Source organism: Kitasatospora cheerisanensis KCTC 2395, from assembly GCF_000696185.1.
Taxonomy (GTDB): Bacteria; Actinomycetota; Actinomycetes; order Streptomycetales; family Streptomycetaceae; genus Kitasatospora; species Kitasatospora cheerisanensis.
Genome location: NZ_KK853997.1, coordinates 3,225,508 through 3,236,605, shown reverse-complemented (window position 1 = coordinate 3,236,605; position 11,098 = coordinate 3,225,508). Strand labels below are relative to the sequence as shown.

At 74.0% G+C, this 11,098-nt stretch carries 9 protein-coding genes and 2 pseudogenes; 4 read left to right on the top strand and 7 right to left on the bottom strand.

All coding sequences use genetic code 11. The features are described 5' to 3' along the window. Positions 1–143: 143 nt before the first annotated feature. Together KCH_RS44455 and KCH_RS14540 are read right to left on the bottom strand one after the other, a co-directional pair. Positions 144–296, bottom strand: a pseudogene (locus KCH_RS44455) (LCP family protein); the annotation flags it as partial. A 32-nt stretch (positions 297–328) separates the two neighbouring features. Then, complete coding sequence (locus KCH_RS14540; RefSeq protein ID WP_167574055.1) at positions 329–1,477, bottom strand: LCP family protein; 1,149 nt, start codon at positions 1,475–1,477, stop codon at positions 329–331. Between the two features lie 104 nt (positions 1,478–1,581). On the opposite strand from KCH_RS14540, the gene KCH_RS14535 reads away from it, so the two are divergent. Next, positions 1,582–2,625, top strand: coding sequence for a glycosyltransferase family 2 protein (locus tag KCH_RS14535; protein ID WP_035863249.1), 1,044 nt, complete (start codon positions 1,582–1,584; stop codon positions 2,623–2,625). Between the two features lie 65 nt (positions 2,626–2,690). After that, positions 2,691–3,308, top strand: coding sequence for an acyltransferase (locus KCH_RS14530; RefSeq protein WP_035863247.1), 618 nt, complete (start codon positions 2,691–2,693; stop codon positions 3,306–3,308). Between the two features lie 5 nt (positions 3,309–3,313). Here the strand turns inward: KCH_RS14530 and KCH_RS14525 are convergent, their stop codons facing one another. Together KCH_RS14525 and KCH_RS14520 are read right to left on the bottom strand one after the other, a co-directional pair. Continuing rightward, positions 3,314–4,975 carry an LCP family protein gene (locus tag KCH_RS14525; protein ID WP_035863246.1) on the bottom strand — a complete coding sequence of 554 codons (1,662 nt, stop codon included), beginning with the start codon at positions 4,973–4,975 and terminating at the stop codon, positions 3,314–3,316. Positions 4,976–5,146: 171 nt separating this feature from the next. Next, complete coding sequence (locus KCH_RS14520) at positions 5,147–5,935, bottom strand: TIGR03089 family protein (RefSeq protein ID WP_035863244.1); 789 nt, start codon at positions 5,933–5,935, stop codon at positions 5,147–5,149. Positions 5,936–6,055: 120 nt separating this feature from the next. Between KCH_RS14520 and KCH_RS14515 the strand changes: the two are divergent. Further along, positions 6,056–6,968: pseudogene (locus tag KCH_RS14515) on the top strand (DNA-3-methyladenine glycosylase family protein). A 230-nt stretch (positions 6,969–7,198) separates the two neighbouring features. On the opposite strand, the gene KCH_RS14510 reads toward KCH_RS14515, so the two are convergent. The 3 genes from KCH_RS14510 to KCH_RS14500 are packed head-to-tail and all read right to left on the bottom strand — an operon-like array spanning position 7,199 to position 10,070. Next, positions 7,199–8,500, bottom strand: coding sequence for a coenzyme F420-0:L-glutamate ligase (locus tag KCH_RS14510; RefSeq protein ID WP_035863241.1), 1,302 nt, complete (start codon positions 8,498–8,500; stop codon positions 7,199–7,201). Further along, complete coding sequence (gene cofD / locus KCH_RS14505; protein WP_035863239.1) at positions 8,497–9,468, bottom strand: 2-phospho-L-lactate transferase; 972 nt, start codon at positions 9,466–9,468, stop codon at positions 8,497–8,499. The genes KCH_RS14510 and cofD overlap by 4 nt, the downstream gene beginning before the upstream one ends. Before the next feature lie 20 nt (positions 9,469–9,488). Then, positions 9,489–10,070, bottom strand: coding sequence for a cysteine dioxygenase (locus KCH_RS14500; RefSeq protein WP_084223614.1), 582 nt, complete (start codon positions 10,068–10,070; stop codon positions 9,489–9,491). A 629-nt stretch (positions 10,071–10,699) separates the two neighbouring features. Here KCH_RS14500 and KCH_RS14495 point away from each other — a divergent pair. Beyond that, complete coding sequence (locus KCH_RS14495) at positions 10,700–10,972, top strand: WhiB family transcriptional regulator (protein ID WP_014136066.1); 273 nt, start codon at positions 10,700–10,702, stop codon at positions 10,970–10,972. Positions 10,973–11,098 lie beyond the last annotated feature (126 nt).

Below are 11,098 nucleotides of genomic sequence, written 5' to 3'. Positions count from 1 at the left end.
CTCCGCCCCGGGCACCGCCGCGTCGTCCGCCCGGGCGGCGGCGGTCTCGGCGGCGGCGGGCGCGGGGCGCCGGCCGGGCCGCGGTAGTCGCTGCCCGCCACCACCTGGAAGGTCGCGCCGAGGTTCGGCACCCGGACCAGCTCGGCGTCCGGCAGCGCGGCGGCCAGCGTCTTCACCGACTCGTCCCAGCGCGGGTCGTAGCGGATCACCGTGCGGGCGGCGGGCCGGCCGTCGCCGGGCGCGTTGGACGGGGTGCCGGTGGTGGCGAACCCGGCCTTGCGCAGGTCCTCGTCCACCCGGTTGCCGAGGCCCTGCACGCCCGCGCCGTTCAGCACCTGGACCCGTACCTGCTCCGGAGGAATCGTTCCGCCAGCCTGCCCGGGGCCCGGCTGCGGCGAGGAAGCCGCGGCGGGGCGGCGGCCGGCGCCCCGGTCAGCGGCCGGCCGGCCCGGACCGCCTCGAACAGCGCCTTCGCGCCCTTCTCGTCCCACAGCACGGTCGAGCCCCAGCCCGGCACCGGGTGGTCCACCGAGGACAGCGGGACGGTCGCGAAGTCCGCGTTCGACGCCGACAGGTCCTTCAACCGGGAGGCGAAGTCCAGCAGTTCGGCGTTGCCCAGGCCCTTGTCGACCTTCACCGAACGCAGCACCGTGTCCATCACCCCGGTCAGCTTCGCCGGGTTGAGCAGCGTGTCGCCGGCCGACGCCTGGTGCAACAGCTGGGCCAGGAACTTCTGCTGACGGTGCATCCGCCCCAGGTCCGAGGAGCCGTCCACGTGCCGGGCCCGGACGTAGCGCAGCGCCCCCGCGCCGTCCAGCCGGGTGGTGCCGGCCGGCAGGTCCAGGCCCGAGTACTCGTCCTGCAGCGGCTTGGGCGTGCACACCTCGACGCCGCCCAGGGCGTCCACGGTGGAGACGAAGCCGAGGAAGTTCACCTCGATGTAGTGGTCGATCCGCAGACCGGTGTTCTGCTCCACGGTGCGCACCGCCAGCGGCGCCCCGCCCATCCCGTACGCCGCGTTGATCTTGCCCTTGGAGGCGGCGACCTGCTTGCCGGTGGCCGCGTCCTGGTGCGCCGGGATGTCCACGTACGAGTCGCGCGGCACCGACACCACGGTGGCCCGGCCGTGGTCGGCCGACAGCTGCACGATCATCATGGTGTCGGTGCAGTGGCAGGACTCGCCGCCCGCGTGCAGCACGTCCTTCAGGGTGGCCTCCGGGATGCCCTCCCGGTTGTCGGTGCCGACCACCAGGAAGGTGGACGCCCCGTCGTCCGCCGGCCGGTCCGGGCCGCCGCCGATCGCGTCCACCCGCCCCAGCGAGGAGCCGACCCCGTTCAGCACCGCCCAGCCCGCGCCCGAGGTCGCCAGCACCGAGAAGGACAGCGTGCCCGCCGCCCACAGCCCCCACCGCCGACGGACCGGCCGCCGCGGCCGAGCGGATCCGGGCAGGCGTTCGAACGGGCGCTGAGCAGGCATCTTCCGCATGGTAGGTGCTGCGGCCCGGACCGCCCGGGCGGCGCGCCGGAGCGGGACCGCCCCGGCCCGACACCCGCGGCCGCCCGCCGGTACGCTCGGGCACGATGAACACCAAGGCTGCTGAGAAGCTGCCGGCGGTCTCCGTGATCATGCCGGTGCTCGACGAGGAACGACACCTGCGCACCGCCGTCCACCGGATCCTGGAGCAGGAGTACGACGGCGACCTGGAAGTGGTGATCGCACTCGGCCCGTCCACCGACCGGACCGACGAGATCGCCGCCGCCCTGGTCGCCGAGGACCCGCGGGTGCGCACCGTCCCCAACCCGACCGGCCGCACCCCCGCCGGCCTGAACGCGGCGATCCGCGCCAGCCGGCACCCCGTGATCGTCCGGGTCGACGGCCACGGCCTGCTGACGCCCGGTTACATCGCCACCGCCGTACGGCTGCTGGACGAGATGGACGCCGCCAACGTCGGCGGCATCATGCACGCCGAGGGCGAGACCGACTGGGAGCGGGCCGTCGCCACCGCGATGACCTCCAAGATCGGCGTCGGCAACGCCGCCTTCCACACCGGCGGCCTGGCCGGCCCCGCCGACACCGTCTACCTCGGCGTGTTCCGCCGCGAGGTGCTGGAACGGCAGGGCGGCTACAACGAGGAGTTCATCCGCGCCCAGGACTGGGAGCTGAACTACCGCATCCGGCAGGACGGCGGACTGATCTGGTTCACCCCGCAGCTCAAGGTCACCTACCGGCCCCGGCCCTCCGTGCGCGCCCTCGCCAAGCAGTACAAGGACTACGGCCGCTGGCGCCGGGTCGTCACCCGCTACCACCGCGGCTCGGTCAACCTGCGCTACCTGGCCCCGCCGGCCGCCCTGCTCGGCGTGGTCGGCGGCCTGGTGCTCGGCGCCGCGCTGCACCCGGTGTTCCTGGTGCTGCCGGGCGGCTACTTCGCGGCGATCACCGCCGGCGGTCTGCTGGAGGGCCGCGGCCTGCCCGCCAAGGCCCGGATCCAGGTCCCGCTGGCCCTCGCCACCATGCACCTCAGCTGGGGCTTCGGCTTCCTCACTTCGCCGCGCAAGCTGGCCCGCAGGGTGATCGCCTCCACCGCGCCCGCCCCGATCGACCCGGCCCCCGCCGCCGGCAGCTGACTTACCGTCAGGGACGGTCCCCGGAACGCCGGACGGGGACCGTCCGCCCGCACTAGGCTCGCGCCATGACGAGCAGCGACCCCCGGATCGAGGCCACCGCCGACGTCGACCCGCGCGCCGCCGTCGGCCCCGGCAGCACCGTCTGGCACCTCGCCCAGGTCCGCGAGCACGCCGAGATCGGCGCCGAGTGCATCATCGGCCGCGGCGCGTACGTCGGCCCCGGCGTGAAGCTCGGCGACCGGGTCAAGCTGCAGAACCACGCCCTGGTGTACGAGCCCGCCGTCCTGGAGGACGGCGTCTTCGTCGGCCCCGCCGCGGTGCTCACCAACGACCTGTACCCGCGCTCCGTCGACCCCGACGGCCGGCTCAAGCGCGGCGACGACTGGCACGCCCGCGGCGTCACGCTCCGGCAGGGCTGCTCGATCGGCGGCCGCGCCGTGCTGGTGGCCGGCGTCACCGTCGGCCGCTGGGCGCTGGTCGCGGCCGGCGCCGTGGTGCACCGGGACGTCCCCGACTACGCGCTGGTCGCCGGAGTCCCCGCCCGCCGGATCAAGTGGGTCGGCCGGGCCGGCGAACCGCTGGAGCCCGCCGGCGACGGCCGCTGGCGCTGCCCGCGCACCGGCGAGCAGTACACCGAGACCGCCCCCGACACCCTCGTCCCGGACGCCGAACTCCCCTCCTGAGCCGGCTACTTCGCCTTCGACGCGCAGACCGCCGTGTCGTCCGCCTGGACCCGCTGCAGATCCTTCGGCGCCTCCGTCGGCACCGCCGACGCCCCGGCCGAACCGGTGTAGTCGCCGCCCAGCACCACCGCCACGCCGTCCTTCGCGGACAGCCGGCTGCTGGCCTGCACCGCCGTCGCGGGCAGCCCGAGCGCCGCGGCCACCGCCTGCGCCCGGTCCTCCTGGCCCGCCGGGTACGACACCGTGCTGGCCTGGACGGGGTCCGTGTCGCGGGCGGTCGCGGCCAGCGCGAAGCCCTTCGCCTTCAACGCCGCCACCGCCTTCCCGGCCTGCCCGGACGTCCCGCTGCCGTTGCGGACCGTCACCTTCAGCGACCTGGCGTCCACCTGCGGCGGCGCGGGCGCGCTGCTCGACGGCGCGGGCTCCGGCGCGGCCGGCGCCTGCTGCGGGACGTCGGTCAGCGAACGGTCGGCGGCGATCATCGCGAACAGCTGCTGCGCGTCGCCCGGCTTGAGGACCAGGCGGTTGCTGTCCGTCGGGTCGTCCAGCACCGGCACCGTGGTGAAGGTGATGTTCTTGGTGTCCACCCGGGAGACGTCGAGCGCCAGGTCCTTCAGCTTGTTGACGTCGTCGATCGCGCTGTCCACGGTCAGCGCCTTGGTCGCGGCGTCCGCCAGGCTCCACAGCTTGGACGGGCTGGTCAGGGTGTCGGTGCTCTTCATCTTGCGGATCATCGAGCTGATGAACTGCTGCTGCAGCGGAATGCGCGTCAGGTCGCCGCCCAGGCCCACCGCGTGCCGGGTCCGGACGAACGCCAGCGCCTCCTCGCCCTGCACCACGTGCCGGCCCGCGGACATCTTCAGGTGCGAGTACGGGTCGTCGATGTCGGTGGCCGCGCACACCTCGACGCCGCCGACCGCCGTGGACAGCGACTTCACCGCCTCGAAGTCCACCATCATGAAGTGGTTGATCCGGACGCCGGTCAGCTTCTCCACGGTCCGCCAGGTGCAGCCCGGATCCCGCCCGTTCTGCCCCAGGCTGGTGTTGAACATCGCCCGCGCCTCGCCCGGGATCTTCTTGTCCCCGGTCCTGCACTCCGGAACGGTCACCATCAGGTCGCGCGGGATCGACAGCACCGTGGCGTTGCTGCGGTCCTTGGAGATGTGGAACAGCAGCGTGGTGTCCGCGTGCCCCGCCGAGCCCTCGTCGCCGTACTCCCGGCCCAGGCCCTCCCGGCTGTCGGTGCCGATCACCAGCAGGTTCAACGCGTCGTTGGTCGCCTGCGGGCGCTCCGACTCGTCGCCGACCTGGACCTTCACCGAGGAGATGTTCTTGTTGAAGTGCTGGTAGACGTAGTACGCGCCGCCGCAGCCCGCGATCAGCACCAGGCCCAGCGAACCCGCCGTCCACTTCAGCAGCCGCCGGCCCCGCACCACCCGGCCGCGCCGCCGCGCCGAACGCCCGCCCGCCACCGCCCGCGCACCGGCCGCGGCCCGTGCCGCGCCCGCGCGGGCCGCACCCGGGCGGCGCTCCGGGGCCCGGCGCCCGGCGTCCAGGTCGAGCCGGAACTCGCCGGTCTCCGGGTCCAGCACCCACTGATCGGCGGGGTCGACGTCCGGCTGCCCAGAGTCGGCCGAGTCGCCCCGGTTCCGGTGTCCGCTGTTCATCCGGGCCACCCTAGACGAGCCCGGCCCGCGAACCGCCCGGCTTGTGACCCCCGTCACCCGGCGGAGCGGCGGGAAAGGACGACGGCGCGCCCCGCCCGGACCACTCGCCGGGCGACGCGCGCCGTCGCCGCACTCCACCGCCGAGGCCCCGGTGTCGACCGGCGGGGCCGGTCACCCCAGGCGCACCGTCACCCGTTCGGATTCGATCCGCTGCTGCCACTGATCCTCCGTCAACTGCCCGGAGTTCCGGCACAGAACGACCGAGGCGCCGGCCGCCAGCGGCCCCAGCAGGCCCGCCTCCAGCCCCGACCAGTCGTCGAACGACAGCGTGGACAGCACCCGGCTGCCGGAGTCCAGGCCCAGCCGGGCCGCGCCCTCCCGGGCCAGCGCCACCGCCTGCTCGCCCGTCAACTTCAGCGCCAGCCCGTCCACCGAGGTCTCCAGCGCCACCGCCTGCGGATCCACCGGCGAGTACGGGGCGAACCGGTCGCCCTGACCGGGCACCTCCGCCGCGTAGTCCAGGAACCCGTCCGGCCGCTGCGGGAACCGGCCGCCCAGCGGGCGCAGCGCCAGCGCCACCCGCTCCCCGGGGCACTCCTGCGCCGCCTCCAGACCGTCCGGACCCGACACCACCAGGTCCGCGTCCTTCGGCTCGCCGGCCGGCACCGCGACCACGCCCACCGACCAGCACGCGAGCAGCCACACCGCACTCTGCCAGTGCGCCGGCAGCAGCAGCGCCGCCCGGTCGTCCGGCGAGGCGTTCAGTTCGTCCTGCAACAGGTTGGCCGTCTTCGCCACCCAGTTGTCGAAAGTCTTCGCCGACAACTCCACCCGTTCCCCGGTCGAGTCGTCGTAGAAGGTCACCAGAGGGCGGGACGGATCGGCACCGGCCCCGGCGCGCAGGTAGGCCTGCAGCAGCTCGGCGGGGGTGCGGGCGTCGGCAGCGAAAAGCGCAGTCATGGTGCGGTCCAGCCTACGTCCTGCCCCCCGCCGGAGGGGAGGGTGCCCGCCCGTCCGGCGGCCGCGTCGCGTTACCCTCGCAGACGCCCCCCGCCACCCGCACACCCCGAGGAACACCCGATGCCGGAGCTGACCCGACAGTGGCGGCCCGGCTACCCGCTCGACCTCGGCCGGACCCTCTTCCCGCTGCAGCGCGGCACCGGCGACCCCGCCTTCCGGCGCGACCCCGACGGCACCGTCTGGCGCGCCTCCCGCACTCCCGGCGGCCCCGGCACCCTCCGCATCCGGCCCCACCTCGACGGGATCACCGCCACCGCCTGGGGCCCCGGCGCGGACTGGCTGCTCCAGCAGCTCCCCGCCCTGCTCGGCGCCGAGGACGACCCGGCCGGCCTGGTCCTGCCCCCCGGACCGCTCCGCGACGCCCAACGCACCTGCCCCGGACTCCGGTTGACCCGCACCGGCCTGGTGATGGAATCCCTCGTCCCGGCGATCCTCGAACAGAAGGTCACCACCGGCGAGGCGTACCGCGCCTGGCGCACCCTGCTCCGCGACTACGGCACCCCGCCCCGGCCCCGCCGCCGACCTCGGCATGCGGGTCGCGCCCTCCGCCCGCGACTGGACCCTGATCCCCAGCTGGGCCTGGCACCGCGCCGGCGTCGACCCCAAACGCTCCGCCACCGTCCAGCGGGCCGTCCGGCTCGCCGCGAAACTCGAACCCGCCGCCACGATGTCCTCCGCGGACGCCTTCGCCCGCCTCACCGCCGTCCCCGGCATCGGCCCCTGGACCGCCGCCGAGACCCTGCAACGCAGCAACGGCGACGCGGACGCGGTCTCGGTCGGCGACTTCCACCTCCCCAACATCGTCGGCTGGGCCCTCGCCGGCCGCCCCCGCAGCGACGACGCCCAGATGCTCACCCTGCTGGAGCCCTACCGCCCCCACCGCTACCGGCTCTGCCGCATCCTCCCCCTCACCGGAGCGAAACCCCCCAAGTACGGCCCCCGCCTCACCCCGAACGACCACCGCAACAGGTAAGCAGGGGTCCGGCGAACGGCGAGAGCCCCGCCAGGGGCCAGGGGGAACGGCGAAAGCCCCGCCAGGGGCTCGGGGAACGGCGAGGCCGAGTCTGCGGAGGAGCAACAGGGCGCTGAGCGTTCCGTAGTTTCGGGCCCCCGCCGTCAGGCCCGCCCGCCGCAGCCATGACCAACCGCTGTCTCCGGCCGCCGGCAACACGGCCTCGCCGTTCCCCGAGCCCCTGATTGTGCTTACCGTGTGGTCAGAAAGGCGTCCGCCGACCGTGGTTGACGCTCCTTGGGAGCCTCCGCCGCCCGTCCGACGGCGATCGCCCCCATCGGGTCCCAGTCCGCCGGCAGCGCCAACGCCTCGCGTACCGTCTCCCGGCAGAACATCGTCGACGACACCCACGCCGACCCGTACCCCTCGCCGTTCAGGGTGACCAGCAGGTTCTGGACGGCAGCGCCGATCGCGACGGTGAACATCTCCCGCTCGGCCCCGGCCCGTCGCGCGTCCGGGTACGCGTGGGAGCCGTCCATCACCAGGCAGGGAACGATCAAGTACGGCGCGCCGCGCAGCACTTCGCCGCGGGCGGTGCGCCGCGCGATGCGCTCCTCGGACCAGCCGTCGAGCTCCCGCAGGTCCCGCTGCCAGGCGTCGAGCATCGCGTCCAGCAGCCGGACCCGGCTCTCCGCCGTTTCGAGCAGCACGAACCGCCACGGAGTGGTGTGGTGCGGGGCGGGCGCGGTGACGGCGGCGGCGACGGCCCGCCGCACCGCGCCGCCGTCCACCGGTTCGTCGGTGAAGGCGCGGACGGTGCGCCGCAGGGTGACGGCCTCCCGGACCGCCTCGGAGGTGCCCAGCCGGAACATGTCCGTCGCGGCGGGCCGGACCAGCGCCCGCGCGCCCTCGCCGTCCTCCTCGGTGACGAGGTGGGGGAGGCCGCGCACGATCGCCACCGGGGTGCCGGTGGCCTTGCCCTTCACCAGGTCGGCCGCGGCGGCGAGTTCGTCGGCGGTGGCGGTGATGGTCATGTGGAGTTCGTTGCCGTGGCTGTCGGTGCGTCCGCGGTGGTCCTCCAGGGCGGGCAGTCCGGCGGCGCCGATGGCCACGTCGGTGAGCCCGCTGCGCCAGGGCCGCCCGAAGGTGTCGGTGACCAGGACGGCGAGCCGGCGGCCCGTCAGCTCCTGGAGCCGGGCGCGGATCCGCCGCGCGGAGCCGTCCGGATCGACGGGCAGCAGCAGGACCGTCCCGGGGGCGGTGTTGGACGCGTCGACGCCGGCGGCGGCCATCACCAGGCCGTTGCGGTTCTCGACGATCCGGGTGGCGCCGCGGCGGGCGACCACCCGGACGGTCTCGGCGTCGATCGCGGCCTCGCGGTCCTCCGCGTGCAGCAGCCGGCCCTCGGCCTTGGAGACCACCTTGGAGGTGATCACCACGATGTCGCCGTCCGCGAACTCGGCGGCCTTGGCGATCAGTTCGGCGAGGTCGTCGCCGGCGGCGACCTCCGGCAGGCCGGTGACCGGCAGCAGCCGCAGCCCGTCGGCGGTCACGCGGCGACCTCGGCGGCCAGCGCCAGGGCGGTGCGGGCCATCTCGGCGGTGGCCTCGACGGAGCTCATCATCAGCGGCACGGCCCGGCAGGTGATCCCGGCGGCCTCGACCCGGGCCACCGCGTCGGCGTCGGAGCTGTCGACCAGCCAGCCGTCGAGCAGGCCGCCGGAGGCGCGGGAGCCGTAGTGCTCGGCGACGGCGGCGGCCGAGGTCTCCACGCCGACGGCGGCGAGCACCTTGTCGGCCATGCCGCGCACGGGCGCGCCGCCGACGATGGGGGAGAGGCCGATCACGGGGGCGCTCGCCCCGGCCACCGCCTCGCGGATGCCGGGTACGGCGAGGACGGTGCCGATCGACACCACCGGGTTCGACGGCGGCAGCAGCACCACGTCGGCCTCGGCGAGGGCCTCCAGCACGCCGGGCGCGGGCTTCGCGGTGTCGGCGCCGACCGGGACGATCGCCTCGGCGTCGACGGCGGCGTGCAGCCGCACCCAGTACTCCTGGAAGTGCACCACCCGCGGGCCGTCCGCGTCGGTGATCCGGACGTGCGTCTCCACCCGGTCGTCGCTCATCGGCAGCAGCCGCACGCCCGGCTGCCAGCGGGCGCACAGCGCCTCGGTGACGGCGGACAGCGGGTAGCCCGCGGCGAGCATCTGGGTGCGGACGATGTGGGTGGCGAAGTCCCGGTCGCCGAGCCCGAACCATTCGGGGCCGACGCCGTAGGCCTTCATCTCCTCCTTGATCGACCAGGTCTCGTCGGTGCGGCCCCAGCCCTGTTCCTCGTGGATGCCACCGCCGAGGGTGTACATCACGGTGTCCAGGTCGGGGCAGACCTTCAGCCCGTACAGGTGGATGTCGTCGCCGGTGTTCCCGATCACGGTGATCTCGTCCCCGGGGGAGACCGCCGCCCGCAGTCCGCGCAGGAACCTGGCCCCGCCGATCCCGCCCGCCAGTGCAGTGATTCGCATGGACTCATCCTGCCAGCGCGTCAGTGCACCCCGTGACGCTGCCGCTCCGCCGAGGCCTGGTACTGGTTCATCTCGACCAGGCCGGGCGTGTACAGGTGGACGGAGACGGCGGGCTCCAGCGAGGCGTTGACCATCTCGTGCAGGTGGCCGGTGGCGAACACCCGCAGCCCGCCGGGGGCGAGTGCCCGGGAGCCCTCGCCGCCGGCCGTCAACGAGCGCTCGGTGAGCTCGCCCTGAAGGACCGTCATCACGCCGGAGGAGCGGCCGTGGTCGTGGAAGCCGCTGGACTGGCCGGGCAGCCAGCTGAGCAGCCACACCTCGTAGCCGGGGCCGGTCTCCAGCCGGGCGTACCAGCGGGTCAGCGCGTCGTACCGGACCAGCGGCTCCCAGCGGGCGCGGTCGGCGGCGATCTCGCGGACCAGGCGGGCGTAGCCGGCGACGGTGGTGGGGTGCGCGGGCAGGTCGGTGCGGGCCAGGTGCGGGAAGGCCGTCGGGTCGCCCGCGATGGACACGTCGCTCAGGCCGTCCGACCAGCGCGGGGCGGCGGCCCGGGGGAGGGGGAACTGCTTGCGATCGCGATTGCGCTTGCGGAAGCGGGGCATTCGCACGGGGTGACGTCCTCGGGGTTCGGCTGCGAGTGGGATCAGCCGGATCCGCGGGAGCGTTCAGGGGGACTGTCGCGCGGTTCGGCCTCTGTTCCGGGGCGGCGCGCGGTGGGACGCGGGCGCCTAGATACAGCGGAGACAGCGGCGACAACACGAGGAGTTCACGGCAGCACCGAGGAGCGCCTGGCGGCGCCGGTCGGCGGAGTGGGCCGGGAACTCTGACATAAAGGCAAGGACACCGCAACCGACCCTCCAGTGTCAAGGCACGGGTGCGGACATTCGGGTCACATCACCCTGGAACCACCGGATCGGGCGATAAACGCCCAATCAGGTTTGGATGGGAAGATCGCCGGGAAGGGACGCCCTGAGATCGCCCCGGACCGGCACGGTCGGGAGCGGGAGTGCGGGCTGACGGCAGGTCAGGAACCAGGCGTGATGTCCAGGTTGTCCGGATATGTACACTATTCGTAGTGGCTTGGTTCCGGGGAGTGAATCCTTGGCCCAATACCAGAGCTCGGCTTGACTGGGCCAGAGTGACGCAACTGTAATTTCCCTCGTGTCGTTCCGCCGCACCGGCAACGGCAACACCACGGGGACGCCAAGAGGGGCAGAGGAGGCGCGCCAGAATGAGCGAGCTCTTTGAGCTGTTGATCGGTGAGGGCATCGAGGAAGACGAAGAGGAACTCGGCTGGCAGGAGCGCGCGTTGTGCGCCCAGACCGACCCCGAGTCGTTCTTCCCCGAGAAGGGCGGATCCACCCGGGAGGCCAAGAAGGTCTGCCTGGCGTGCGAGGTCCGCGCCGAGTGCCTGGAGTACGCCCTCGCCAACGACGAGCGGTTCGGCATCTGGGGCGGCCTCTCCGAGCGCGAACGCCGCCGCCTGAAGAAGAGCGCGGTCTGACCTCCCCCGCAGACCTCACCCGTGTCGGCGCCTCACCACAAGGTGGGGCGCTTTCGCATTCCCGCAACACCCGTGCGGGCGGCCCCGATACCCGCTGCACCGTCTCTTCACACCACCCGGGACAAC